Source organism: Humibacillus xanthopallidus (assembly GCF_006716675.1).
GTDB classification, from domain to species: domain Bacteria; phylum Actinomycetota; class Actinomycetes; order Actinomycetales; family Dermatophilaceae; genus Humibacillus; species Humibacillus xanthopallidus_B.
Genome location: NZ_VFPM01000001.1, coordinates 70,764 through 95,549, shown reverse-complemented (window position 1 = coordinate 95,549; position 24,786 = coordinate 70,764). Strand labels below are relative to the sequence as shown.

The following is a 24,786-nucleotide window of genomic DNA, read 5'->3' as shown; positions in this document are numbered from 1 at the left end:
GAGTGGCACGTGTCCGCACTCGGGACCTTGTCCCTTTCGGCGGGTGCCACCCGGCGTGATGCTGAGAAGTGGCCCTGTGGGTGCCTCTGCGGCGACCACGACGCAAGCGGGACGCACGTCTCCAACGCACGTCAGGCCTCTCGGGACATCTCAACAGCGGACTCGGGAAGCACGACAGTATCTCGCTGGCGATTCCTTGAGACGGTGACTTACCACCTTGCGTTTCCGTACCTCCATCCCTGACCCGTGCGAGCCCACAGGAGTGGCTTGAAATGGGAGTGGGGCGGGAGCCGACGACGCGGTTCAGTCCGAGAAAAAATCCGCTATGAAGACGGCCATGCAAATCCGACGAAGAGGGGACGCCGTGACGTCGAAGGGGGGAGACGACGGTGACGGGCACGGACGGCCTGGCGGTGCTCGGCAGGGTGATCCTGCTCCTGCAGGCTGCCGCGGATCACTGCCTGAGCCCCCTGGCCACCGACCCGGTGCCTGGGCTCGAGGAGTCCCTCGCCCTGTCGGATGTCGGTTTGGCCGGTCGGCTCGTCGCCAGCCAAGCCTGCGCCCTGCTGCCCGCCGACATCGAGCCCGCCGACGTCCCGCCTGCAGCTTCGAGCCCGGACGATGGCGAGCCGCTCGAGGTGCTGCGCGCGGCGGAGGCGCTCACCCGCACGGTCCCGATCGAGGTGCTGCGCGCGGCGGAGGCGCTGACCCGCACGGTCCCGATCGAGGCGCCGCCAGCAGGCAGCAGCCGTGTCGTCGTCGCGCTCTGCGACCTCCTTCGAGAGCACGGATGATGCCCGCCCTCGAAGGCCGCAGCGTGGGTGAGCTGTTGCTGGACTCGGACCTGCTCGTGCGAGGTGCTGATGGACACCCCGCTGATGGACGCCGGGTCATGGTCCGGACCTGGGGCCGAGGTCGTCGAAGCCGCCGGCGACCTGTGGCACGCGTTCCCCGAATCGTCCCCAAGCACATGCCAATCCGAGCACCAGGATTCTGGTCGGGTGCTGATCGAGCAGCCCCAGACGCTGAACGGGAACCTGATGAAGGCGGCTCGGAGGCGCCAATGGCCCGGGACTGGGCCGGGCGACAATCGGCTGCTCACGGTGTGCGAGAACCTCACCTCAGCCGCTGAGCTGTTGCCGCATCGCCGCACCGACGTCCGCTCGATGCGGCCCGAGGTCGAAGCGGATCTCGACGCGGCCAAGGCAAAGTTGATGCACGTCCTTTATGTTGGGGCCCACGGCGTGCAAGTCGCCCTGAACCGGGACCTGCGCGACCTCGCCGAACGCCCCGCTACGAGACGCGCTGCGCTTCCGGCTGAGTCTCTGAAGCGCACCGTCGAGGCGCGCGACCGGATGGCGGCTTTCGAGCAGCTCGCCAGCTCCTACGTCGCGGACACCTTCCCCGACGCGCTGCACGGCGAGCACAGACCACTCCCGGAGCGATCGGCTGCGCCAAGCGCTGGCGACCTGGGACATCCAGGCCCACCGTGCCCTCGCCGGAACCACATCCGCCGCTGCGATGACGCTGATAGCCCAGACCGAGGCGCACACCGCCTTCGCCAGCCAGACGCTCCTGCGCGCCGCCGCCGAGACCGGCTCGATCGACTCCGGCCAGTACCGCACTCGCCTCGCGCCCGCGCTCGAGTGCGCCCAAACGGCCTGGGTCGGCCTCGCGACGACGTGGGCGCAGCTCGCACCGTCCCGCGGTCGTGGGCTGGACCCTGACCTGGTCATCGGAGCCAACGAGATCCGCGCAGCCATGCTCGAGATCAGCCACGACCGCACCGGCTTGGCGAACGCCGAATCCCTCGCCGCCACAGTCGATCTGAAACGGGTATCTCAGACGCTGCAGCTGGGACTCGCGACCTCCACGGACTCGCGTACGCGCTGCGGGAGGCTACGGATGACCCGCACCTGCTCGCCTCGCCACGCGGTGTCAACGCTCTGGCGATGGCGCTCGAGGCGCAGGGCCCGTACGGCAATGTCTCGACCGAGGCGTGGGTGCGGCCCGTGGACCACGCCCAGGACCGACCCATCGCTATCCCCGACATCGTCCGGGAGTCGCTCACGCGAGCAGCTGACCACGCCGCGCAGGCAACTGCCACAGCTGCAGGAGCCGCATCTTCCCTCGCCACCCCAGACGGGATGCCTGCGGTGAACAAGACGGTCACGAGATGTCTTTCGCTCTCGCATCCGGACCGCCAGTCATGGGCCCGTTAGGCAACGGCCCCCGTCAGCCGGAGCAGGTAATCGCTGTCAATGCATTGCGACATAGCGCACGGCGTTTCCTAACACCAGCGTCTGTGGACTGAGCTTGTCACATCAGTTTTCCGCTGACCGCCTGAGTGGTCACTGCTTGGTTGGCTGGATGGACCCGGCCGCAAGGGCGATGAAGGATGTGCGGGTGAGGGAGACTGCAGATGACGGCTCGACCGCCGTCGAGACGGTGGCTGCCGCACCGGAGCCGGGCCCCCCTCGGACGGTCCGCGAGGCGTCGGCCGCCGCATCGTTTCTGGGCTGTTGAGCTACGGCATCGTCGTCCTCGCCGTCACGTAGGCGGCTGCGGGCGCGTGCGTTACGTCGGCTCCTCTACTCGGGATCGGAGCGAAGTGACGTGCGGCACAGCCTTCCCGGATTCGGCGTGGGCGGCCTACGTCGCCCGTAGCGTCGGAACCACCGACACAGACGTCCGCGTCAGGTTCCCACGCCGCCGCCGGACGCGGCCGCACCCCCGCAGCCGCCAGGGCCAGGGGTGCGGTCGTCTGCGAGGAGCCGCGCGCCGGCCACACCCGGGGAGATGCGTCCCGGGCGCGATGCTTGCGCTCCACGACATTGCGCCGGTGGACGGTTGGATGCCGCCCGCGCGACGGTTGTCAGTGTTCGGGGAGCTGGCCGATCTCGATGATCTGCATGGCCAGGACGTGGGCTTTGTGGTTGCGGTCTTGGCTGGTTCGTTTGAGGAGCTCGACCGCGGCGTCGCGGGTCAGGCGGTAGTGGCTCATGAGGATGCCGATGGCCACGCCGAAGTCCCGGCTGCTGTCGAGTGCACGGGTGAGGTGGGTGACGTGGTCGGCGCCGACCGCGCCCTGGGCATGGTGGGCGATGGTCAGTGCGTCGAGGAAGTCGTCCTCGCTGAAGCTGCGGCCGCTGGGCGCGGTGACGGTGAGCGCCGCCTTGGTGTCCTGGAGCCCGGTGGCGATCCGCAGCGACAACAGAGCGCCTACTCCCAGGTCGCGGGCGCGTGGGGCCAGGTCGGGGAACGGGCCGTCGTAGGCGTCGGTGGTCGGCATGGACAACAGGGCACTGTGGGACCGGCCGTGCGTCAGGACCTCGATGCTGGGGCCTTGCCCGAGCTGGCGCTGCAGGCGTTCGAGTTCGCCGGCGAGGGGGTGGGTGGCTGCCTGCACCCGGAGCGTGCCTGCGCGCCGGATGCTGATGGCGGCGAAGGACGCGGAGCGGATCCCCGCTATGGCCTTGGCGGCGACCTCCGCCAGTGACCCGGCGCTGCGGTCAGGGTTGGCGTAGAGCTGGTCGAGCAGGTCGAACTTCGCCAGCAGCATCTGCTCTCGGCTGGCAGCAGCGGTGTCGTGGGCTGGCGCGCCTTCCGAGGCTGGCGGGAGGACTGTGCCGGTCTGGCCTGGGACGTCTGTCAGGGCCCGATCGGGAATGGTATTGGTCATGGCCTACCTCCGTGACGTACTCGGAGAGAGGGGCCTCACCTCTGAAGCCTTGAAGTTTCACCGTACTCGTCGATCGGGGACCTGTGCAGTCCGAGGGCCCGCTGATGTCAGGTGCGGAGCCACAGGGGAGCCCTGCGTCACGAGATGGTCCTGCATCCGGGCCGCCGTTGCGGCCAAGAGGCGACGAGACCGCTCGGGCTTCGGTCTCGGTCTCGGTCGCGGCCCAAACGGGAACCAGAGCCGGCGAACCCCGTTGCAGATCAGGTTTCTTCGCATTGTGGCGGCTGGGGAGCACGCGAGGGGGCCAGACGGCGAGAGAGAGGTAACCGGCAACCCGTGAGGTTGGGGCGTCACGCCGGCAGGCGCCCGTCCGGCGGCTCTCTGGTCTGGCGGGTTCCCTGTGGAGGGCCATCCGCTTGCGTGAGCCCGCCAGTGGGCAGGCGAGCCAGCAGCAGCCAGGAGACGCTCGCACCGAAGAGAGTCAGGGCCGCCCAGATCGGTAGCTCTGCGCTGGTGCCGGCTCCGGCCACGACGACGGACACGCTGGCCGCGGAGAGGGAAAGGGTGTAGACCGTACCGCTCACGCTCATCAGGGTCGCCAGGATCCAGCCGGGAGGCGCACGCCGGATGAGCCACACGGCGCTCATCAGCATCGGCGGGACGATGAAGACCAGATCGATGGCGAAGACCACTCCGGTCGGATGCCCGGATGCCAGGATCGGCGCAGGGACCGCGCCGGTCGCCAGGTAGCTGAGCGACATGCCCGTCCACAGCAGGCCGAGGGACGCGCCGACCAGCAGCGTGTAGCTGATCGCGATTCCGCGAACCGTCCGGCTACCTGTGGGGCCCGACAACGGCGAGAAGTCCATGCGCAGGACGGCGAACAGGAGGGCATACGCGGCCATGCCGAAGATCGCCACGTAGAGGAGGAAGAACACGTTGAACGCGGCGCCCACCGCGTAGAAGAGGTAGCTGTACATCGCGTTGAAGAGCATCGCGAGCCACAGCAGGCGGCCGCCGAGCGAGCCGCGACGCTCGAGCATCAGCCCGACACCCAACAGCGGGACGGCGACGAGCAGTGTGACCCAGTCCTGCCCGCGGAACGTGGCGGTGATCAGGGGGTTGTCCTGGTAGAGCCCACCAGACCCCAGCACGCCGCCGGCCGAGACGACGACCATGAGCACGATCGTCCCGGCGGTCAGCCCGTATGCGGCCCTCAGGCCCCGCGCGGGCACGGACCGCTTCACGGCCGGACCGTTCTCGATCGGCGGCCATGGTGGCCGCCGTACTGCTCGTTCATGGCCTTCTCACCGGCCCGGCGACCTCGGCGCGCTGACGCAGGTTGAGCAGCATCTTGCGCATCATCCAGATGTCACCGAACTCCACGAGCATGGAGAACGCGATCGATGGCGTGAGCCACTGGTAGCGCGAACGGACCCGCGTGATGAGCCGTGTCGAGCCCTGGCCGGTCTCGTCGAGCTGCCAAGCCCAGGTCGTGGCTCCGGGCTCGCCCCACACCATGGAATGCGGGGCCGCCATGGAGTGCACCGGCATGCCCTGCGTGCCATCCGGGCTCATCGGCACGACGTCGCCGGGCGCGAGGTGCTGCAGCTCGGGGAGGATACGACGGGCGCTGGGCCGGCCGAGGTTGTCGAGAAGGTCGTAGCTGTACCAGCCCCCTCGGGTCAGACCCATCTGGACGATCCACGGCCACACCTGCTCCGGGGGCGCCGCAATGGTGATGGCTCGGGTTGCGTTGAAGGTGGGGGCGGCGACCAGCCCATCGCTGGGCAGAGGACGAGCCACCTCCGCAGGTGTCGCGCCCCAGGTGAGCTGCCACGGACGCACCCACCGCACGTACAGCACCGCGCACGTGGACAGGGTGATGAGAAGCGCCGTTCGAACAGGCCGCATCAGGTGTTCAGTCGGTAGTGGTCCTGCCACGCCTGCTCGCCGTGCCCGGCGGTCAGCCACCCATCGGCCGTGATCTCATGGCGCAGCCCATCTAGCGCCTCGTCCATCCCCGGTGCCCACTCCTCGCGGGGCAGCATCGTCCGGCCGAGCGGCAGGTGCCCCCAGCTGTACGGAGCCGAGAACGTGTCACTCTCGTACCGCACCTCGCCGCCAAGGAGGCCCACGAAGTGCCACTGCTGCATCATCCCGGCCAGCAGGCCCAAGGTGCTGACCCACGCTCTGCGCGTCGCCGCGTCTTCCAGCTCGATCGTCAGTGTGCCGTCCAGCTCATTCCTCGTCGCGGTGCTCACACCTCCAGCCTGCGTCCGCCGCCAACGCACGTCCGCGTAACAGCCTGTCTCGGTTGTCACACGCCCGCCACGGCCTCAACTTGGCCTCACAGGACCGTCGCTGCCGGGGGCGCGCACCGCCCTCCGATCCTCGATCGGCTCGATGGCTCCCTCGGGGCCGGTGGTTGTCAGTTCCCCCGACGGCTGCCTCCAGTGCTGCCAGCACGTGGAAGGCCGCTTCGCGGGTAGCGAGCCAGCGCCGAAAGCGCCAAGCGGGCCCCATCCCCCGGGAAGGGCGCAGCAGGGCCCAAGTGCTCGGCCCGCAGGGTTTCATCATCGGTCAGAGCCGACCATCAGTTCCGCAACAGCGCCGGTCCTCCTTCAGCGTGACCCGAGGGTCGCGCCCGGAGTACCGACGCTTCGCCCCTCGACGTGGGGTGCCGGTCAGGCGTGGGCCATCGGGGCCTCGTGCCCGTGCACGAGCCCGGCGTGGTCGACGATCTCCAGCAGCCAGACGACGAGGATCGATGCCATGAACATCGCGAGCAGGATCTCGGCAGCGGCAGCTTCGGCAAAGACCAGGGCCACCACTCCCAGGACCAGCGAGCCCACGGCGATGCCACTCTCCACCTTTCCGACTCGGTCCATGGCATCACCACTTCGCATGACGAGGAATGCGATGGTAGAGCACCGCGGACCAGCCTCCCGCCTGGAACAGCGGGCCCCACGATGAGTCCGGCCGTAACGACTTGGCGTGCTCGACCTGCTCCGCGCCTGTCAAAGCCCTGCCGGCCATCACCCTCGCCCCCCAGGCAGGGGCACCCCACCGGCCCTCGGCGTGACCGGGCCATCAACATCGGTCCCGCTCAATCCCGTCTGAGCGGCGCGCCGCTCCGCGCGCAACAGCAGCGTGAGCGCACAGAGCATCGGGACGGCATACAGCCAGAGCCACCAACCGAAGAACAGCAGGCCGACGTGGAACGCCATGAGCAGCACGAGGCCGACCTGCATCAACCGTCCCCCGGCCAGCACAAGGATGCCGGCGATGGCCTCGCCGGCGATCAACAGGCCGATGAACAGGCCCGTGTTCGGGACGACGAGGGAGGCCCACGTGTCACGGACAAAGGCGAACTGAGACATCTCACCGAAAGCGGCGAAGGAGTCCCAGTCGGTGATCAAGTAGACGGCATTGACCATCGCCCCGAAGATGAGGAACAGCACCCCGAGGGCGACCCGAGCCACGTTCCGTGCCCGTCCGCTCCGGTCGGCGCGCAGCGAGGAGAGGATCACGGTCACGCCGAGGACGAGCCACATCACCTTTTCCATGGCATCGCCTTCCACCCAGCCGCCGGGGTGACCGCGCTCTCGTGCGCCGGCTACCACTCACGGCAGCCGCGACGGCGCCTCCTTCGATTCTCCGCGCATTGGCGAACCCCAGTCCCCGACTGTGGTCGGCTTCACCAGAGGAAACGAGCAAAGCTCCGCAGCCGCCGCGACGACGGTCGGTTCGCGGCGAAAAAGCTCATAAAGTCGAGCGTCCTTGGAACGTGCGCCCGGCGACGTCAGCTCCCGCATCCCGGCCACCTTCACGTGCCGTCTCACATCGACGCCCGGTTCGCTCCACCTGCTGGGCAGGTGTGACGGAAGCGCGGATCTACTCCAAGGACCGAACGAGTGGCGACCTACGCCGCACGCGGTCCGTGCGTGTTCCCCGGGGACGGGGGGTGGCCAAGTCATCACCCCCCGGACATGAAGCGCTCGAGCCATGCCGGCCGCAGGATGGCGGCGGCGATCAGCAAGGCGTTGATCACCAGACCCAGCACGAGTGCCCGGTTCCAGAACAGGACGAGCACGGCGGTCGAGAGCCCGGCGCCGACGAGAGCGAGCACCGGCCAGGCGCTGTCGATCCTCGGTGCCTGCCACACCGCCAGCGCGAGGAGGATGAAGGCGATCACGGTGGACGCGATGAGGAAGTAGGCAACCGGCTTGCGCGCCGGATCCGACAGCAGCCAAGACCTTTCAAGAGAGAACTCGGACACGTCGGGAGCCAAATAGAGCAGATGGACCAGACCGTGCGCCATCAACAGCACGCCGACGATGATGCGAAGTAGGACCATACAGGCACGCCTCCCAAGACCAGGTCGAAGATATCGGGCCGGTGTGTCGCGGTCACGGGCTAGGGCAGGTGAGAAGCAAGGAGAGTCCAACGGTGAGGGCCTAGACACCGCTCGATGGCAGTCTCCTACCCGGTTCAGGATGGTCCACTGGCGCCGATGTGACGCAGGTCTGGGCCGCAGTCGCCCTAGTAAGGTGCCTCGTTCAGGCAGGATCCGCACTGCCGGCGAGAACCTGCATGACCACCAAGGTCGGCTCCGCCCGGAAGCGCCGGAACAGCGCAGGAGCAGCAGGCGGTTCATGCGATGCCCTCATCGCATCGAGCGCTGCACGATCTCGCCAAAGCGAGTGAATCGCCCAATGCCCTTGCCCGTCTCCAAGCAGTCGAGTCTCGAGTAGCCCGTCCGGAAGACCGCCGGCCAGCAGGTTCTCGAAGTCTGCCGTCAGGTCCTGGGACCGGGCTTGATCCACGTCGGCTGACCGATTTGTCAGGATGTTCATGAGGCCAAGGATCCGGTGCAGCACGTGCCGTTGCACAGTCCTTGTTCTCGGCACGATTGAGGGCGCCATCTGTGGCATCTGAGGGGCGTGTCGGGGGTCACCGGCATGACTACGATCAGCGGTCGCCCGAGCCATCGGCAAACCACGTAACACCACGCGCCCGCCAGCGCGGCGGTAGGTCTCATGCTCGGGACCAAGGACTCTGGCGTTCCTGCTGCCCGGTGGCGTCGTCTGGGAGTGACCACCTAGGAACGGGGGAGTCATGCGCAGATGGGAGGGCTGGACCCGGTCCGGCCGCGACGCGACGTTCTTCGAGTGGGCTGGGGAACGACCTGTCGCCGAGTTTCGCGGGCGCGTGGTCAGGGGGCCGACGGCGATCCACCGGATTGCTGCGTTCCAGACGTTGCACCTGGCGGCATTCGAAGCGGTCCGTGCCGCGATCCCGACTGGCGACCTACGCCCGGTGCGTTGGTTCGACGGTCGCGCTGTCGTCTTTGTCGCTGCGATGCGCCACGAGGACGTGACGGCGAGCTACGACGGGGGTGAACCGTACATTGCCCCGCCCTACGGCGAGGTCAGCGTGGGCGTGATCGTCAGTCGGCGGCCCGCACCACGCGGCCTGCCGGTTTTTGGCCGCAGTGTCCGCGGCTTCGTGCTGCAGATGCCGGTGACCACGGCCATCGCCGCGGAGAGTGGCCGACTGCTGCTCGGATACCCGAAGTTCGTGTCCGACATGGACTTCGTCGAGGAGCCGGCCCGCCGGTCCCTCACCGTCTCAGAGTCCGGCCGCGAGATCCTGACGGTGCGGGTAATGCCCTCGGGGCGCGTGACGACGAACCGGGCCCCGGTGATCATGTACTCCGTGCTCGACGGTCAGCTCCTAGAAAGCGCTGTCCGATTCTTCGGCCACCGGCAGACGATGATCGGCTCTGCGAGTGGCCACCTCGCGTTCGGGGACCACCCGGTCGCCGACGAGTTGCGCGGACTGAGGATCGACACCACCCCGATCATGGCGGCTAGCTACCTCGATGCCCGGATGCTGTTCGGCGCGGGCATCCCAGTGGGAACCGGGCACCCGTACCGCGGATACGTCGGGCAGGAGCCAGAACGTGGTCGGTACACGGTGGCCTACCCCGACACGCCGCCGCTCGACCTGTACACGGTGCCACTCGACATGCAATCACCAATGCACGGGCCTGCGTGACGGCGAAGGGTTTCGCAACGCGCCTGCGAGTGCGATAGCGGCATGGCAGACCGCGCCCGCCAGCCGATCCCGCTCTTCTCGGCGGAATCGTCATAGCGGGTCCGGTCGGCAGGCGGCGGAATGCTCCAAACCGCCCCGCCCCCGCCCGGGTCGTCATCGGGGGCAGCGCGACGCACAGGAAACCTTCCGTTTGCGTCAATTTGGCGTCTCGTCGGCCCCAGGACAGTTGCCCGTCAGCGTCGGCCTGCCGTTCGGGGCGGGGGTCGTCAGGTAGTGATCCGCGACCCAGAAGTCCCCACGGCCATCGAAGGCGTCGATATGCCACCAGAGGCTGTTGCCGTTCGGGCCAACCCGGTCGCCGTACGACCAGCACCACAAGCCAACAGTTGCCCCTGCTGGAAGCCCATACGCGCCGGTCTTCGCCGAGATGGCGGGCGCGTTCCGATACGCGACGCCGGTCCCGCCGGTGCGACCCCAGTCGACCTGCCAGCAACAAGCGTTGGCCGCTTGCGCGGGTGCTGCGCTCGCCGCCAAAATGGCGCCGGCCGCGAGTGCCCCTGCAGCCAGTTTTCGAGCGTTCATCCAACTCTCCTCCCGTGCGGGTGGCCCAGCCCTAGCGCATCAGGCCGCTCAATCCCAGAATGAAGCGCCGGGCACTCGGCGCCCATTCGCCAACGGGTGGGCAGGGGCATCCTCCGAATAATGATGGTGGCTACGCTCGACCGGTCGGCAGAATGCAGGTTGACTGGCCACTGTGACCACACGCTCCGCTGGCGACGGCTTGGCCCCTTTCAGCGATTCGACGATACGCGTGCTCCGCTTGGCCGACCGTGCCATCTCGATGGCGCCCCGAGGAGACGACTTCCGGCTGTACGCCGCGATTCGCGTGGCGATGGACTGCTTAGCCAGCATCGACAGCTTCTACGTGGCGCTGATCCGGCCGGGAGTGGGCATGACCGCCTTTCCTTACACCTTCGACCATGGACAAGCTTTGCCCATCGAGGTGCTTCCCTACGGGCCCAAGGGGCTGACCGCATGGATGATGGCCAGCCAGAAGACGTACCGTTACCGCGACGATGATGGCGCCGTCATCAACCGCGGCTACATGTTCGGTGACGAGCAAGAGACCTCCCGCGACGCCATCGTCACGCCCCTTTGGGACGCTGACTCCGACATCCCGGTTACTGGGTTCATGGCGGTCCTGAGCTCCGAGCCAGACACCTTTACCGACGAGCACGCGCGCGCCTTCGAGTGGCTCGCCAGCGCACTCGCCTTGGCTCGCTCACACCGCGATACGGAGAAGGAACGCCTGGGGCTCGCGGAGCTCTATCCCGAACTCGGCGGTCCGGAGATGTCAACCACCGAGGACCTGATCAACTTCGTGGCACAGGAGCTCCACGGCCTGCAGCACTCGCTGGAAGTCCTGGAGAGCTCGCTCGAGAACTCGGCGACGCCAGGTGCTGTCATTCATGAGCTAACCGCTCGGTGCTCGATGCTCCTTGGCAAGTTCTCGCAGTTCGCCAGCGTCGCAGCAGGCCCTGACGTCCTGGCCACGCTCACGCCACGCGAACGTCAGGTGGCCGAGCTTCTCGCTCGTATCGACGGACCGAGCAATCGCGATATTGCGGCTTCTCTGGGGGTCAAAGAGACAACTGCGAAGTCACATGTCGCGGCTGTCCTTCGCAAGCTCGGAGTGCGGCAGCGCGCAGAGGTTCGCTGGCGGCTCGCGCAACGGTGACTCGGGATGGGACGCCACCGACACGGCGACATGGGACGCCACCGACACGGCGACGTTGCCGTGGCCAGCATTTTCTAGTTGGACTCTCCGACTGCTGTCAGCCGCAGGTGACGTGGGCTCAAGATCCCGTCGGGGCGTTCGACTGGCAGCGGGGTGACGCACGGCTGACCCCCGTAATTGCGGCACAGGAATACCCCGCTCAGGCGCGAGTGCTCCTGTCACCTCCGGATCTATGGGGTGCGCGGGCCGTCAAGCCGGCGGAAAGAACTTTGGTCCGGACGAATCGTGAACGCAATACGGCATTACATCGTCAAGTACACAGACCCAATCCCAGATACCAGAGAAGGGGAGATCCAAGGAGGCGCTGACGGCAGGCGCCGACTGTTTCATCAGGAAGACCGAACGCGGGTTTCCAGAACTGTCTTCCGCTTCATAACGAGTGATCCGTCCGTTCTCTACGTAAGCCAGAATCTTCGTCCCTTCGGGGCTCTCCTTCACCACTTGTAGTCCATCCGGGAGATCCTCCGAAGAAAAACTCTCCAAACGGAACTTACTCTCAGCCATGTTCTTTCGACCCCCTCGTCCGGCGCCAAAGGTCACTATCCCGGATACTTCTCCACCATCAGGCTACTACCCACAGGAACCCACGGGAAGAGTCATAGCGCCAACTGAATCGGCTGCCGCTGGTCTCGGACGCCGCGCTCAGCGGGACCACTGACCAGAGCCACGGAGGTCGACTGGCGGCGGTGTGACGCAGTCCCGGGAACGCTGATGGCGGCGTTTGCGGCCATCCGAGTCGACGGTTGTAGTCGTTCAGGCCGGGACCTTCGGCCCTGTCGGAGGAGGAGAGCTCCTGCGAAGGTGCACGTGCGGCAGGAGAGCGCCATCGCTTGAGAAGGTCGATCAACAATGAAGCCTCAGGACTATTCAGCGCGGACGGCTTACCGGCCGCCGGCGGCCTGGTATCGGCGCCTCAACTGGCTGGGTGTACTGCTGACATCCTTGGGGCTCGCTCCACGAGACGCGGTGACTTTGAAAGTGCGAGGACGCCGCTCTGGCAAGGTTCGACGCATTCCTATCCTCCGTACTCGCTATAGAGGCGACGACTATCTCGTGGCTCTTGCCGGGGAGTCGCAGTGGGTCAGGAACGTTCGGGCAGCTCAGGGCGATGCGGTGATCCTCCGTCGTGGAGCACACCCCGTCCATGTCGATGAGCTCGCGCCGTCCGACAGGCCGGAGATCATTGCCGAGTATTTGCGTGCTGGCGGCCGACGCAGTGGTGCCGAGGCCAATGCCCAGCAGGCGCGGTTCTATTTTGGGCTGGAGCCTGACCCGTCCATTGACGACATCCGTGCCATCGCAGACAACTACCCGGTGTTCCGGTTGAGCTACCTGTAGTTCGAAGAGCGTGGGCCAGCGGCGCGGGTTTGCGGTTATGCGAGCGGACAGGTGACGACCGTCGTGCCGGATCGGTGCGCGACTCGCAGACCGTACACCCCGGCTCTCGATCAAGCCGGCCAGAGCTCTCACCCTGCTTCGGACACAGACCGCCCTCGACGGAGGCTTGTCGGCCAATTCTCGGCGGTGTGACGCACCTACCTGGGCGCCAAACGCTCAATGTGCCGTTGTTCGCGTTGACGTGGTGATCTCTGTTGGTTGGTGGGCGCGTTCAGGAACTTGGCGGATGCTCGGCTACACATAGAAGGTTGCCCTCGGGGTCGGCCATCGTCGTCCACCGCACGTGCGGATGCTCGTCGAGGACGTCCCAGAGCTTTGTCGCGCCGGCCGAGATCAGCCGGTCGACCTCTTGGCGTCGCGTTCCCCAGGGCACGGTCAGATCAAGGTGGATCGTGGGATGGTCGGGGCGTGGCCCGGTGAGCGGCTGGAAGAACATCGCGAACCCGCCCGGCCCCGCGGGTGGCAAGTAGACCGAGTCGCCGGTGGAGGTGGGTGTGCCGCCAGTGAGCGTTGCCCAGAATGTCGCCAGCGCGTTCGGATCCGCGGCTTCGACGTTGATGGATCCGAGGGTGATCTGAGGAGCGTCCATGTTGCTGAGAGTAGGCGCCGCACGCTGGCTGCAAGCGCGAGCGAAGATCTGGGCACCCTGGGGTGACACGATGGATGCGGACCACGGACAGATCGCGGTGCAGCCGCGAACACAACCAGCGTGGCGTGCCGGACAGGCGGCGGTAGCGGGGAGCCGGCTTCGTTGAGACGCTGATCGGCGACGCCCAGCGTCCGCCAGTCGGGGGCAGGGGTACGCCGGCGTCTCGCCTTGGCCTTCGCCTCGCTCTCGCGGTACGGAGGCGGCCGCGTTCCATGCTGGGCGGCCATGGTGGGAGCACTCAATGTGCCAGCTCCGAGGTCGTGGATCTGACCTTCGTCATCGACGGCGGACACCCCAACAGGGCAGGGTCGCCGGACCTCGCCACGCGGTTGGCCGCCGGGACGGATGAAATGCAGAACGAGGGGATAACGCCAAACGACCGTGGCGACGTGGTCGCACAAGCGGCCGGTTAGACGACGGTTAGACGCAGGTGCACGTCGAGCCGGGGTGTGAACGGCCTCCCGGACCTACGTCATCCGCGCGGACCTCTTTGCGCTCGATGGGTGCGTGCTGGGCGAGTAGTCGGCTGCGGTTGTTCGGCGACCGCCGCCGTAGACTCGGGCGGGTGAGCAACCCTCCGGCGTACCCCACGATGGAGGACGTCATCGGTGACACCCCTCTGGTGTGTCTGCAGCGCCTGCCGGGGCCGGAGAACGAACGCCGCGGGAACGTGCTGCTCGCCAAGCTCGAGGGGAACAACCCGGCCGGCTCGGTCAAGGACCGGCCGGCGATCAGCATGATCCGGGGCGCGGAGGCGCGAGGGGAGATATCCCCCGGCGACACCCTGCTGGAAGCCACGTCGGGCAACACCGGGATCGGCTTGGCGATGGCGGCGGCGATCAGCGGCTACCCACTGGTCATCGTGATGCCCGAGGACGCCTCCGCCGAGCGGATCCAGACGATGAAGGCGTATGGAGCCGACCTGGTCCTCACCCCGGCAGGTGGCGGCATGGAAGAGGCCCGCGACGTCGTGACGCGGATGGAGCAGGAGGGCCGCGGGCGGGTCCTGGACCAGTTCGGCAACCCGGACAACCCCCGTGCCCACGAGGACGGGACGGGCCCGGAGCTGTGGCGCCAGACCGACGGACGGATCACGCACTTCGTGTCCGCGATGGGCACCACCGGCACGATCACCGGGGTCTCGCGGTTCCTGAAGGCGCGCAACCCCGCCATCCAGATCATCGGGGCACAGCCCGCCGAGGGCTCCAAAATCCCTGGGATCCGCGCCTGGCCACCGGAGTACGTACCGAAAATCTTCGACCCGTCGGCGGTGGACCGGACCGTAGAGGTCACCCAGACCGACGCCGAGGAGACGGCCCGCCGGCTGGCCCGCGCGGAGGGCATCTTCGGCGGTGTCTCCGCGGCCGGCGCCTGCTGGACCGCCCTGCAGGTTGCCAAGGAGGTCGAGGGCGCGACGATCGTCTTTGTGGTCTGCGACCGCGGCGACAGGTACCTCTCCAGCGGCGTGTTCCCCGCCTGAGAACTTTGGCTGACGCCCGGAGACATCCGGCCCCCAGCACGCGTCATGAAGTGCCATTCCCTCCACGAAACGTCAGGTCGACTTGCGGCGGTTAGACGCATCTCCAGCGGGTGGTCCCGATCTGCTCTCCGCTCATCCGGGCATGCTGACCAACGCACGACAGCGTCCGTCGCTCCCGCAGGTGGAGCCCTCCGCCTCATGAGCGAACTCGACGTCGGCGCATCGGGCAGCGCGACGTCTTTCCTGGCGCGCCAGAGCCTCGAGTGTCCACGGCCCACCGAGTTCAAGTTGGCGGTCAGATCAGCACCTGAACGGTTGAGCTTACTGCGATCGGGGCGCACGCTAGGACCAGGTGGGAAGATGATTCCGTGGCTGACACGATCTGGGATCGCCTAGAGGAATGTGTAGAGCACCTCACGGACCCATTTCGAGCCTCCGAGATGGTCGGATGGTTCCGCCGTCACTACCCGGACGTGAAGGAACAATCACTCCGCGCGCATATTCAGGCTGCAACCTCCAACGCGTCTGCCGGGTCGCGCGGCATGTTCGCCAACCGGCAGCCGCTCATCACGCGGATCGAGCACGGCCTGTACAGGCGTTACGACGCCGAGCCCGCCCTCGAGAAGTCGCAGTCAGATGGTCAGCCCCGGAGAGCAGTTGCGCAGCTGCCGCCCGAGGTGGACATCGAGGAAGCCGTCGGGAGATATCTCGGCGATCGCAACCCGACCGCGCGGTACGCCTCATTCGACTACTGCTTCAACCACTTCCAACAGCACCGGACAACGGTCGCAGCCTGGGGTGAGCCCACCGGCATGGAGACCAGCTGCCTCCACCTCGGCTTCTACCTCGCCAGTTGGGGTATGCTGCGCGGATCATCCGACCTGCTGCAGCGAAGCGCCCGCCACCTAGCTCCGCTTATTGAGGCCATCGCCCATGCCCCTGCCCAGGTATGGGACTTGGACCTCGATGGCTATGACACGACAGGCATTGATCTGTTCTATCGGACCGCCCTCGATGTCCGCTCTGCGCTACGCCCGGTCGAAGCATCTGACATCCTCGTGACCAAGGTGATGCTTGGCGTATTCGGCTGCGTTCCGGCCTTCGATACCTACTTCAAGAAAGGCTTTGGCGTCTCCACCTTTGGCCAGGCTGCTCTGCGACGTGTCGGGGATTTCTATCAAGCCAACGCGCCGGCCATCGACCGGCTGCGTGAGCCCACATTGGACTTCACCACCGGGCAGCCGACCACCCGGCTCTACCCCCGGGCCAAGGTGGTGGACATGACCTTCTTCATCGCCGGTGGCTATCCGGGAGGGGTGGCCGCGTCGTCGCAGGCTGCCGGCCCGTCTGGCTTAGAGGAGAATGGAATGCAGGCCAGGGAGTGACCGTACGTGTGCGGCGCGTCGACGCTAGGGGATCAGCGGCCGCTGCCCCAAGAGTTCCAGGATCTCGTCGCGCAGCCGATTGTCCTCGCGGTCGATGCCGTCGAGGACTTCTTGCAGGGTGACCGCTGACTGCCGAAACTCCTTGGTGCTGTGACGCCAGATGAACATCCGTGAGTAGTCGGGGTCAGCAATGCGGTCGGGTGCAGACTCAAGCTGTGTGTGCCACGCGGAGGGACCGAAGATCAGTTGGATGTTGTCGGCGGTACCGTCTGTGGCCTCCAGATCAAGGATGACCTCCCATCGCCACTTGCCTATATAGTTGGCGGCCACCCTTCGCACGAGATTGCGCGACGTAGCGGCGTCCAACTGCCGCCTGAGGACCTCGCGACTGAACGCCTTCAGTCGGTCCTTCACCCGTTGGAGGAGTTCGCGTCCTTCGCCAAAGCGTTCACGCGCCTGCTCTTGCAGGTCGCTCGCGAACTGCTCTGCGACCTGGTCGATGTTGTTCTTCGCGTACCGCGCAGCCTCCCCTGTGTCGCACATGGCAACGACGAAGTCGAGCAGTTTCCGATCCTCCATTCGCCCGCTTCCCTTCACGAACTTGCGATGCATCTGGTCGATGAATGAGTAGGGTTCGGGGAACCTAAGCCGGTACGTGCGGTCGACGTCGACGAATTCACGCAGTCTCTCCAAGACCGATCGGTACGTCACGACCGCGGCGTTCTCCCAGTTGTTGGAGAGCCGCGATCGGTCCACCCCATGGCAGAGCATCACGACCGCACCGACCCGACCATGGCGCCGGCTGTACTGGAGGTACTCGTCGTAGCCGTGACCATGGCCATCCGAGGTGACATAGTTCTCGATGACAAGCGTCGCGGACTTGCTCTCCAGGACGAGGTCGGCGATGTCGACACCGCCGCTCTCCTCGGCGATATTGACTTCTTGGCGCACCCAGTACCCGCTGGGTTCCAAAGGCTCGACCCCGACAAGATTCCGGTTCACTTCGGCAATGAAGATCCCCACGAACGCCTCGCCCAGGCCGTGGCTGCCGTCCGCCTCTAACAGCCACCTGAACGCGTTCGAGATCTGCTTCTCGTGAATGCCGTGGTGCATGACGTCGAAGACGTTGAACTCGACTTCCAGGGACCTGGCGAGGGTCGGCAGAAGCTGTGTCACAAGGTCGTCGCTCATGAACCCTCCGCGAAGCTGCCGCCGCTCCCCCGGTAAGACTAGCGCGACGAGTCCCCGTGAGACCTTGAGAGCGTCGCGGCTGGCAGACGCCCAACGCTGTGCCGAACACGACGCCGTGGGTTTGGCAGCGACCAGCCTCGACTGGCGGGCACTTCCCTCCGACATGAACGCTCGGTCGGCGATATGGAAGGCGGATCGACGCTCCCCGCGCCCGCGTCGCGGCGAAGCGACCCGGGCGGGCACGGCTCCCGGTCTGACGCATCGGCGAAGATCTATGCCAACCTGCCTGAATGAGTTGCCAACCCACAAATAGTGCAGCTGTCCGCCTCGCCGCGGCGCACGACGACTATGTTCGTGAGGTCTCTGAGACATACGACGAGGTCCTGGTCGAAGTGTCAGGACGGATCGAGGCCACGACCTCGATCGGGAAAGCGGACATCGGGGCGCTGCTCTTCTGGAAGCGACTTCGTGCCGACACGAAGTGGGTTCGGGAGCTCATGTTGCTCCCGGACGCGCACGTGCGAAGTGTGACCCAGGCGGCCGTGGCCAGTGTCCGCGATCCTGCCCTAGCGACACCGGCTGCGGCATCAGCTGGCCGATCAGCCCTGTCCCCGCTCCCGGGATTTGTCGTTGGGGACGCGCTGGCCTCCGCGCTTCTTGTCGCTGCCGCCCCGGCACGCATGGCCGTTTACGACCGGCGCGCGCACGTGGGGCTTGGACGGCTGGGGATGACGCTGTCGTCATCCCCAGGGAGGTACGGCAGGTACATGACTCTTGTCGAGCAACTCAGGGTCAAAGTCCAAAACGTATGCGGTCGTCAGCTGTCGGCGCGCGACGTAGATCTAGCGTTGTACTGGTTGGGAGGGCGTTGACGTCCTAAGGCGTACCTCAACTCGCCACGGCAGGGGAATTTCGCAGCGGAAGGACGCATCGCGCCCAGCTGCAAGGTGAGGGCAGGCGGCGCTCCGGAAGGGTCTCAGAGGACGAGTCTCAAGCGTGGCGCGGTTGTTGGGACGAAACCTGCCCGCTTGAAGATCCGCTGGCCCTCCAACGTGGCGCTGAGGTCGATGCGGCCGGCATCGATCGATCGAGCCTATTGGGTGATGTCTTCGACGACCATCGTGGCGTAGCCCTTGCGGCGGTGCAGTGAGTGAGTGATCACGTTCGCGAGCCCGACCGTGCGTCCCCTGGGATGCTTCCAAGCCGTCCGGCCGGGTACCCGGCTTGCCCATCCAGCGTGGGCGGGGACTGAGGTGGGCGCCGCCACCTAGGCTACCCCGCATGAGTGAGCAGACGCGACAAGGCCGTCACTGGGGAGCGCTCACTTGGGGACTGTTGGGGCTGGCGGTGGGCCTCGCCGCCGGCCTATGGTGGGGAAGCTACGCAGGTGCCTGTATCGGAAGTGACCAGTGCTCGTCGCGCTGGGATGCCGTTGGTGCCGTGGGCACGTGGGTCGGCGGACTGGGCACTATCGCTGCTGTTCTCGTAGCAGCGCGGGCGTTCCTTCTTGAAGACCATCTGCGGAGAAAGGCAGAGCAGGAGACCGCCAGTCAGCGGGCCGAGAGCGCCGCGGTGGAGTTCGCTGCTGCACAGCTGATCACCATCGAGGCGATGTTCGGATCCTGGTCCGCAGAAGTCATCAACGAGGTCCGCGTCCAGGTGAGGAACGCCACGAGCCAGACGCCGGTATACAAAGTGCACCTGCGAGTGCCAAAGTTAGGCCGCGAGTTCGAGGTGCACTCCATTGAGGGCGGGGACGTCCGGCCGTTCAGTCACCACATGTACCCCGGAAGTGGCTACCCGAGCATCGTGGTGAAAGACGAAGATCGCGAAGAGTGGATCCAACAGCTGATCGAGACTTGCTCCATGACTTTCGAGATGAACGATCGACACTGGTCGAGAGTCGGAACGCAGCCGGCAAACCTGCGGTCATAGCGGACGGCCGCCCTCCGAAAAAAGCCGGTGGGACGCCGCCCCGCGACTGGGCGGTAAGCGGCGGTAGGACGCAGCCCAGTCTGCAAGTGGTGTCGAGCTAAGCGCATCTCGGGATCGGGAATGCCTGCCCCGGCACCACCTCCCCGAGCCTGGACGACGTTTCCGGTCGTCGATGTCGGTAGCCCATGGTGTGATGTTGGCAACGTCGATCGCACCTGTGGAGGGTAGATGGAGTCCCGCGCACATGCTCAGAGCAATTTTGTCCTTGCAAAGGTTCAGCACAATGAACCGCCCGCGTCGGCCGCGCACAAACCCATTGGACCGCGCCTTCCTCTCGAGCACCCCCTAGGAAGACGAGACGACGAGGTTTGCCGAGTGGCATCGGCCGTTCGGGAGACTCGCCAGCGCATGCTCATCTTTGCGGTTGCTACCTGCTTCATTGCCGCGCCCGTGAGCGGGCTCTCATTCATGGTCGCCAAGGGTCTGGAGGCTGACTGGGGGACCTTCCCATCTTGGTTGGGCTCATGGCACAGTAATGTTGAGGATGATGTCATGGGGATGGCGCTGGGTGTTGCCGGGGTGGCTCTCTCGTTATGGATTGCCGTTGCACTGACTGGTGCCAATGATGTGCAAACCGCGGTGAGGGCTCGAGCGCAAGCCGTTGCCCTGGACGCTATCGTTCTGTATTCCACCGCCACCGCGGCTGTGCTAGAGGTTCTCTTCATCCCCGTCGCTTTAGGCAAGAATGGACCAATGGGGGCCGCTGTGCCTTTCACCCTTGCGGCGCTTCTTTGCGGCCTGGCGCCCATAGCCGAAGTTCGCGCGGACAGTAGATGGCTCGAGGCTCGGAGGCTTGGTGAGCGACTCGAAAGTGTAGCCGAGGACTTTGCTTCTGGCCCACCGCCGCTGCCTTTTCGGACCATGCACTTCAGGAATGTCCTCTTGTTCCGGGTGGCAAATCCCAAGCGGATTATGATCATTTTGGGCTGCGCTGCATCATTGATCATTTTATGGGCAATTCTCCATGACGGCACAAAACTATCTTGGTGGAAGATCGCGCTCTTCATGGCCTTGGGCGGAGGGGCCACATTCTTGTGGTCCGCGTGTGCCTTGGATCTAGCAGCTGCTGTTCGGGCCAGGTGGGTGGCCCGTGGCGCAGGCGGCTCCGCAGAACTGCTCATCTGGCCGTTGGGGGTAGCGATGTGGGCAGTCATGCTAGGCGCCTCCATACAGGAAGTGGGAGGCCGAAGTGCCGTGGTGATATTGACCCCGCTCATATGTGCCTCGCTACCGATTGTCTACGCAACCCTTGGTGCTCGCTCAAGGGTGCAGAGGAGGGCGCGTGCCGCTTGGCTCAAGCTGGAGGCCGAGCGGCTTGAGGAAGGTCTTACCTACCAAGAGGAGCGGCTTGTCAGAGATCGGCTGTTGACCGCACCTACTTCTGCGCACACTTGAGTTGTCGCACCTCTATCTGTGTAATGAGCCACAGGCTTGGTGGCAAGAGGAAATTGGTAAGCCATCGGCCCTGAACCCCACAAGTCGAAGAGCGCTGTGCGCTCCAGACGCCTGGGCCGGCCGAGTGCTGCGAAAGAATTTAGTGAGTGTGACCGACGCATTGGCGGTGGAAGGACACTGCCGCTTCGCGGCGGAATGTCGCGGCGGTCAGTCCGACGTCGCGCCGACCAGGGTCGCCGCCTCCGACAGTCGGAAGGTGTTTGGCGCGGCTAGGAGTTCAGCGACCTGTGTGGATATCCCCTTTACCGGCAGGTAGAGAACCACATTGCCGCGCGATGTGCTCGAAAGCAAACCCGAGGAAAGCAGTTCTGTCAAGACGTGCGGCAATCGCTCTTTCGCGGCCTGATCCAGGCCTCTGGGAAGCGCGGAGTCTTTACGACCGCTCCCTCGCTTGGCGTAGACCTTATGCAGAACCGATAATGCAACTCGATCGTCAAGATCGAGCGTCAACCCCATGATGCCATTTGTGGTGGCATTACTGGCCGAGAACTGCGCTATCTCGGTCGCCGGGAACCGAACCTTCAGCGCATCCGAGAGCGAAGTCAGGCCGAGGACCTTCGATACAAGCGACTTTTCAATTGTGGGGCAGTCGTCAGCCCGCTCAACCTGCGACATATCGAGCACCTCGATAACACTGTCACGGATGTGCGCATTGCCCAGCGCGGTCATTTCAGGCCCCACCGCAAGTTGGCGCACCAAGATCCCCTCGACGATGAAATTTCCCGGGAATCCATGGTCACCCACCTCATCGGACACTCGAATGGCGTCCATAAGGATCGCGTCGTAGAAGTGATGATTCATTCGGTTCTCGCAGGCGGCGATCACTTGTCTAGGGGTAATTCCACGACTGCCGAGCGACAAAGCGCAGGCATCGATGGCCATATCGTCTGCGGAGTCCGGCCATGTTGCCGCCTCGCACAGGACGTGACCTTGGTACGGACTCGAGATGTACTCAGCGAGATCCTCACCGTATGCCGTGCTCGCAAGAACTTCATCAGCGAAGATGCGCTCCTCGGCGTTCGCGCCAGACTCGGTGACAGCAAGGCCAGGAAGCCGAAGAAGAAGCTGGAAAACCTCCTCGTCAGTCCTCCGACCGCTCACTTCGAAGAACACTCTCTCGAGATCCGCGACAGTGAGTCGGGAGAGGGGGTCGCCCTTCATCCGTGCTGCCGTCGCCAGTCGCTGCAGAAGGGCTTGGATCGTCTGCGGTGGAACTGACTGGTAGATCCGAGCCTCGCGCTCACAGATCATCTGAAGCAGCACCCGCCAAGCCGCTGCGGGCTCCATTTGCCCAATCTCAGCGGCACTACTAAGCGCGCCAATCTTGACCAGGTGCGACAGTAGAAGCGGACGGGTAGGAAGCCATTCTGGGACTTTCAAGCCAGGTGTATTCGCCGCAAGAAATTCGTCGGCCTGCTCCTCGTCAAAATCGTCGAGGAAAAGAGTCTCCGCTCGGCCAAGGCCTAGGGCGGACTGCATCTCTTCCGGGGACGAGAAGTAGTGGCCGCGTCCAGCCACGATGATTCCCGCACCGTGCGGCGCTTCTTCAACAAGGCGCCGGATCGGGCTCAATGCTTCCCAGCGCACTTGACGAAGGTTTGTGGCAGAGCCTAGCCATCTGCTGGGTATTACTTCATCGAACCCATCAAGGAGCAAGATGCATGAGCCAGCGCGCCACGCGGAGATCAGGCCTCTGTCATCCGAGAAGCCAATCTCCTCAGCGTGCCTCCTTAGAACCTCAGCAGGAGTGCGCAGTCCGACACATTCCCTCAAGTTGATATGAACCGGGAACGGATTTTCTGCAGGGCGCTTGAAGTAGCGTTTCCGTAACTCAAAGTACAACTCACGAAGGGTGAAGCTCTTGCCGACTCCGAAATCTCCAGTAAGTAGGAGTCGAGCGCCGTCGAGAATCTCCGCGGCTAGTTCCCTGACGCCTATCTGCTTCGTTGCTCGGCGGATCCTCGGCTCGACGGTCGCTGAACCAGCGTGATCCGAGTAGACGCTCCCGAAGGGAGACTGGCCTCGAGCAGCTAGGTAGCCTTCGACGTTGCAGAGCCGGCCCCGGAGCGTCTGCACGCTCACAATGTGTATATCGTATGTGCTCGTTCGAGAAATGCTTCGGATCGCCTCACGTTGCTCTGCCGTTGGCTCGCCAGCGGTGACGAACCAGCCAGTAGCACTCTTGAACCGGTTCTCTCGCGCTGACTTCAGGTGCTTTACCAGCTCGGCAAGCTTCTGTCCATCCTTTACGGCTTTCGCTTTGGCAGGCGAGGTGGTCACCTCATATACATTAATTGCATCCTCGCTAATGAAGACCCCGTCGCGCTCCTTTCCAAGGATCATTCGTGATCCCTGCAGGCCAAGCGGATCATGAATAGCGCGCGCTATTGCGAGGACTCGCACTTCAAAATCCTTCGGGTGGTCCACCGTCATTCCTTCCCCGGGGCGTGCATTGCAGACTCATTCAGATCATCGCCAAGGAGATGCAGCCTACGCGGACTGCAGACAGACGACGCGTTGACTTGCTGGATCAGGAGCTAAGAGATCAACGGGGCGGCTCAGCCGCGCCGTTAGCTGAATCGCGGCCGGCTCAGGCAGGGGGACCCCCGCGCTCAGGCCCGACTCGTGCCACCCGGGTTGTCACTGAGCCGATCGACGGAGACCGCCGAGGCGGTGCGGGGGTGCACCACGCCGATGACTGGCGGTGCCACCGCGCTGCGCCTGCCGGTGACCACGTCAGAGCGAGGATTCCGCGGCTTCGAGAACGTGGTGAGCCAAGAAGCCTCCGGCCTCCGCCACTATGGCGCCGGGCCTCGGCCGCCTGCACCGCCAGGTGGCCTCCGAAAGCGGCTCGTGGGTCCTGGGGTGGGAGCGGTGCTGACACGCCCGGTTCCGTGATGCGGTGAGGGAGGGGTCGAGGCCCTCAGGATCAGTAGCGACCAAGCTTGTGCTCCGCGAGGACCTCGACGATGACCGAGCCTACGGCGTGTGCTGCTGCGCGTTGCTCTTGTGCGGCCGTGTACTGCGGCAACTGCGATCTGTTGGTGGGCCTGGAGGGGGTGCACGTGGTGGAGGTGGTTCAGGACGAGGAGCATCTTTGGGTGCGGGTGGAGTCACCTCCCGGACCGAGGTGGTCCCCGTCGTGCGGGGTGGTGGCGCTCAGTCACGGCCGGCGCGAGGTCGAGCTGATCGACGCGTCCTGCCTCGGGCGTGCCGTGCGGGTGCAGTGGCGCAAGACCTGGAGCTGTCCCGAGCCGGCTTGCCCGGTCGGGGTGTTCACCGAGCAGGACGAGCAAGTCGCGCATCGGCGGGATCGTTGACGGTGCGGGCGTGCTTGTGGGCAATGCGGCAGCTACATCGCGAGCATGCCTCGGTGCTCGGGCTAGCAAGGTGGCGAATCGCTGGCGGTGACCGCCGGCACACGCCCCTTCTGGGCGAAAGGGGCGTGTCGATGCGGCTGTGCCGAAGCAGGTGGGCCGCTCGACGACGCTGCCGACCGTCACGATAGGGGTGAGGGGTGCGACGGGATGGCCCAGCCCCAGCCGCAGCCGAACTTGCCGATCGAGATGTCGCCGACGGCGGGCCTGAACGTCGCCGAGATGGCGGGCCTCGTGGCCGTCAGTCGGATGGCGGTGCGTCGCAGCGGTCGGGGCAGTCGGACCAGCGCCGCAGTCAAGGCGCTGGGAGCAG

General features: G+C 65.5%; 23 protein-coding genes. 9 read left to right on the top strand and 14 right to left on the bottom strand.

Annotated features, from left to right (window positions below; translation table 11 throughout):
• Nucleotides 1–389: 389 nt before the first annotated feature.
• Nucleotides 390–794 (top strand): hypothetical protein, encoded by a 405-nt coding sequence (locus tag FBY41_RS00485; protein WP_141841488.1) that lies wholly within the window; start codon nucleotides 390–392, stop codon nucleotides 792–794.
• A gap of 327 nt (nucleotides 795–1,121) precedes the next feature.
• On the opposite strand, the gene FBY41_RS00480 is transcribed toward FBY41_RS00485, so the two are convergent.
• The 9 genes from FBY41_RS00480 to FBY41_RS00435 all read right to left on the bottom strand — a co-directional run bounded on the left by FBY41_RS00480 (nucleotide 1,122) and on the right by FBY41_RS00435 (nucleotide 8,541).
• The gene (locus tag FBY41_RS00480) at nucleotides 1,122–1,427 is read right to left on the bottom strand and encodes a hypothetical protein (RefSeq protein WP_185748817.1); all 306 of its coding nucleotides are present in this window, start codon (nucleotides 1,425–1,427) and stop codon (nucleotides 1,122–1,124) included.
• Nucleotides 1,428–2,875: 1,448 nt separating this feature from the next.
• The gene (locus tag FBY41_RS00475) at nucleotides 2,876–3,682 is read right to left on the bottom strand and encodes an ANTAR domain-containing protein (RefSeq protein WP_141841486.1); all 807 of its coding nucleotides are present in this window, start codon (nucleotides 3,680–3,682) and stop codon (nucleotides 2,876–2,878) included.
• Nucleotides 3,683–4,032: 350 nt separating this feature from the next.
• Nucleotides 4,033–4,860, bottom strand: coding sequence for a hypothetical protein (locus FBY41_RS00470; protein WP_141841485.1), 828 nt, complete (start codon nucleotides 4,858–4,860; stop codon nucleotides 4,033–4,035).
• A gap of 118 nt (nucleotides 4,861–4,978) precedes the next feature.
• Nucleotides 4,979–5,596, bottom strand: a complete 618-nt coding sequence (locus FBY41_RS00465; protein WP_141841484.1) for a hypothetical protein — start codon at nucleotides 5,594–5,596, stop codon at nucleotides 4,979–4,981.
• On the bottom strand, nucleotides 5,596–5,946 hold the full coding sequence (locus tag FBY41_RS00460; RefSeq protein ID WP_141841483.1) for a hypothetical protein: 351 nt from the start codon (nucleotides 5,944–5,946) through the stop codon (nucleotides 5,596–5,598). Before FBY41_RS00460 ends, FBY41_RS00465 begins: the two co-directional genes overlap by 1 nt.
• A 423-nt stretch (nucleotides 5,947–6,369) precedes the next feature.
• Entirely contained in the window at nucleotides 6,370–6,573 is a 204-nt protein-coding gene (locus tag FBY41_RS00455) for a hypothetical protein (protein ID WP_141841482.1), read from the bottom strand.
• Between the two features lie 147 nt (nucleotides 6,574–6,720).
• A complete protein-coding gene (locus FBY41_RS00450) occupies nucleotides 6,721–7,251 on the bottom strand; it encodes a hypothetical protein (RefSeq protein WP_141841481.1) in 531 nt (176 codons plus the stop codon).
• A 410-nt stretch (nucleotides 7,252–7,661) separates the two neighbouring features.
• A complete protein-coding gene (locus FBY41_RS00440) occupies nucleotides 7,662–8,015 on the bottom strand; it encodes a hypothetical protein (RefSeq protein ID WP_221629179.1) in 354 nt (117 codons plus the stop codon).
• 229 nt (nucleotides 8,016–8,244) lie between these two features.
• Complete coding sequence (locus tag FBY41_RS00435) at nucleotides 8,245–8,541, bottom strand: hypothetical protein (protein WP_141841478.1); 297 nt, start codon at nucleotides 8,539–8,541, stop codon at nucleotides 8,245–8,247.
• A 262-nt stretch (nucleotides 8,542–8,803) separates the two neighbouring features.
• Between FBY41_RS00435 and FBY41_RS00430 the strand changes: the two genes are divergently transcribed.
• Nucleotides 8,804–9,745 (top strand): acetoacetate decarboxylase family protein, encoded by a 942-nt coding sequence (locus FBY41_RS00430; RefSeq protein WP_141841477.1) that lies wholly within the window; start codon nucleotides 8,804–8,806, stop codon nucleotides 9,743–9,745.
• A 195-nt stretch (nucleotides 9,746–9,940) separates the two neighbouring features.
• On the opposite strand, the gene FBY41_RS00425 is transcribed toward FBY41_RS00430, so the two are convergent.
• Nucleotides 9,941–10,327, bottom strand: coding sequence for a hypothetical protein (locus FBY41_RS00425; protein ID WP_141841476.1), 387 nt, complete (start codon nucleotides 10,325–10,327; stop codon nucleotides 9,941–9,943).
• A gap of 172 nt (nucleotides 10,328–10,499) precedes the next feature.
• On the opposite strand from FBY41_RS00425, the gene FBY41_RS23710 reads away from it, so the two are divergent.
• Nucleotides 10,500–11,483, top strand: a complete 984-nt coding sequence (locus FBY41_RS23710) for a helix-turn-helix transcriptional regulator (protein WP_260439473.1) — start codon at nucleotides 10,500–10,502, stop codon at nucleotides 11,481–11,483.
• Nucleotides 11,484–11,732: 249 nt separating this feature from the next.
• Here FBY41_RS23710 and FBY41_RS00415 read toward each other — a convergent pair whose 3' ends face one another.
• A complete protein-coding gene (locus tag FBY41_RS00415) occupies nucleotides 11,733–12,047 on the bottom strand; it encodes a hypothetical protein (RefSeq protein ID WP_141841475.1) in 315 nt (104 codons plus the stop codon).
• A 345-nt stretch (nucleotides 12,048–12,392) separates the two neighbouring features.
• Here FBY41_RS00415 and FBY41_RS00410 point away from each other — a divergent pair, with 345 nt between their 5' ends.
• Complete coding sequence (locus FBY41_RS00410; protein WP_141841474.1) at nucleotides 12,393–12,881, top strand: nitroreductase/quinone reductase family protein; 489 nt, start codon at nucleotides 12,393–12,395, stop codon at nucleotides 12,879–12,881.
• A 271-nt stretch (nucleotides 12,882–13,152) separates the two neighbouring features.
• Here FBY41_RS00410 and FBY41_RS00405 read toward each other — a convergent pair whose 3' ends face one another.
• Nucleotides 13,153–13,530 (bottom strand): VOC family protein, encoded by a 378-nt coding sequence (locus tag FBY41_RS00405; RefSeq protein ID WP_141841473.1) that lies wholly within the window; start codon nucleotides 13,528–13,530, stop codon nucleotides 13,153–13,155.
• A gap of 652 nt (nucleotides 13,531–14,182) precedes the next feature.
• On the opposite strand from FBY41_RS00405, the gene cysM reads away from it, so the two are divergent.
• Together cysM and FBY41_RS00395 are read left to right on the top strand one after the other, a co-directional pair.
• Nucleotides 14,183–15,070, top strand: coding sequence for a cysteine synthase CysM (cysM, locus tag FBY41_RS00400; protein ID WP_141841472.1), 888 nt, complete (start codon nucleotides 14,183–14,185; stop codon nucleotides 15,068–15,070).
• A gap of 368 nt (nucleotides 15,071–15,438) precedes the next feature.
• A complete protein-coding gene (locus tag FBY41_RS00395) occupies nucleotides 15,439–16,455 on the top strand; it encodes a DUF7669 domain-containing protein (RefSeq protein WP_141841471.1) in 1,017 nt (338 codons plus the stop codon).
• Between the two features lie 24 nt (nucleotides 16,456–16,479).
• Here the strand turns inward: FBY41_RS00395 and FBY41_RS00390 are convergent, their stop codons facing one another.
• Complete coding sequence (locus tag FBY41_RS00390) at nucleotides 16,480–17,646, bottom strand: PD-(D/E)XK nuclease family protein (protein ID WP_185748816.1); 1,167 nt, start codon at nucleotides 17,644–17,646, stop codon at nucleotides 16,480–16,482.
• 1,281 nt (nucleotides 17,647–18,927) lie between these two features.
• Between FBY41_RS00390 and FBY41_RS00380 the strand changes: the two genes are divergently transcribed.
• Nucleotides 18,928–19,581, top strand: a complete 654-nt coding sequence (locus FBY41_RS00380; protein ID WP_141841468.1) for a hypothetical protein — start codon at nucleotides 18,928–18,930, stop codon at nucleotides 19,579–19,581.
• 408 nt (nucleotides 19,582–19,989) lie between these two features.
• The gene (locus tag FBY41_RS00375; protein WP_141841467.1) at nucleotides 19,990–21,036 is read left to right on the top strand and encodes a hypothetical protein; all 1,047 of its coding nucleotides are present in this window, start codon (nucleotides 19,990–19,992) and stop codon (nucleotides 21,034–21,036) included.
• A gap of 207 nt (nucleotides 21,037–21,243) precedes the next feature.
• Here FBY41_RS00375 and FBY41_RS00370 read toward each other — a convergent pair whose 3' ends face one another.
• Nucleotides 21,244–23,523: an NACHT domain-containing protein gene (locus FBY41_RS00370; RefSeq protein ID WP_141841466.1), complete on the bottom strand. Its 2,280-nt coding sequence runs from the start codon at nucleotides 23,521–23,523 to the stop codon at nucleotides 21,244–21,246.
• Nucleotides 23,524–24,113: 590 nt separating this feature from the next.
• On the opposite strand from FBY41_RS00370, the gene FBY41_RS00365 reads away from it, so the two are divergent.
• Nucleotides 24,114–24,416, top strand: a complete 303-nt coding sequence (locus FBY41_RS00365) for a hypothetical protein (protein ID WP_141841465.1) — start codon at nucleotides 24,114–24,116, stop codon at nucleotides 24,414–24,416.
• Nucleotides 24,417–24,786 lie beyond the last annotated feature (370 nt).

What these genes read in the sequence shown, in the direction of transcription:
- FBY41_RS00435 (WP_141841478.1), bottom strand. Translation starts at nt 8,541, where the DNA reads ATGAACATCCTGACAAATCGGTCAGCCGACGTGGATCAAGCCCGGTCC.
- FBY41_RS00425 (WP_141841476.1), bottom strand. Translation starts at nt 10,327, where the DNA reads ATGAACGCTCGAAAACTGGCTGCAGGGGCACTCGCGGCCGGCGCCATT.
- FBY41_RS00380 (WP_141841468.1), top strand. Translation starts at nt 18,928, where the DNA reads ATGAGTGAGCAGACGCGACAAGGCCGTCACTGGGGAGCGCTCACTTGG.
- FBY41_RS00415 (WP_141841475.1), bottom strand. Translation starts at nt 12,047, where the DNA reads ATGGCTGAGAGTAAGTTCCGTTTGGAGAGTTTTTCTTCGGAGGATCTC.
- FBY41_RS00405 (WP_141841473.1), bottom strand. Translation starts at nt 13,530, where the DNA reads ATGGACGCTCCTCAGATCACCCTCGGATCCATCAACGTCGAAGCCGCG.
- FBY41_RS00450 (WP_141841481.1), bottom strand. Translation starts at nt 7,251, where the DNA reads ATGGAAAAGGTGATGTGGCTCGTCCTCGGCGTGACCGTGATCCTCTCC.
- FBY41_RS00430 (WP_141841477.1), top strand. Translation starts at nt 8,804, where the DNA reads ATGCGCAGATGGGAGGGCTGGACCCGGTCCGGCCGCGACGCGACGTTC.
- FBY41_RS00390 (WP_185748816.1), bottom strand. Translation starts at nt 17,646, where the DNA reads ATGAGCGACGACCTTGTGACACAGCTTCTGCCGACCCTCGCCAGGTCC.
- FBY41_RS00375 (WP_141841467.1), top strand. Translation starts at nt 19,990, where the DNA reads ATGCTCATCTTTGCGGTTGCTACCTGCTTCATTGCCGCGCCCGTGAGC.
- FBY41_RS00465 (WP_141841484.1), bottom strand. Translation starts at nt 5,596, where the DNA reads ATGCGGCCTGTTCGAACGGCGCTTCTCATCACCCTGTCCACGTGCGCG.
- FBY41_RS00475 (WP_141841486.1), bottom strand. Translation starts at nt 3,682, where the DNA reads ATGACCAATACCATTCCCGATCGGGCCCTGACAGACGTCCCAGGCCAG.
- FBY41_RS00410 (WP_141841474.1), top strand. Translation starts at nt 12,393, where the DNA reads ATGAAGCCTCAGGACTATTCAGCGCGGACGGCTTACCGGCCGCCGGCG.
- FBY41_RS00470 (WP_141841485.1), bottom strand. Translation starts at nt 4,860, where the DNA reads ATGGTCGTCGTCTCGGCCGGCGGCGTGCTGGGGTCTGGTGGGCTCTAC.
- cysM (WP_141841472.1), top strand. Translation starts at nt 14,183, where the DNA reads ATGGAGGACGTCATCGGTGACACCCCTCTGGTGTGTCTGCAGCGCCTG.
- FBY41_RS00455 (WP_141841482.1), bottom strand. Translation starts at nt 6,573, where the DNA reads ATGGACCGAGTCGGAAAGGTGGAGAGTGGCATCGCCGTGGGCTCGCTG.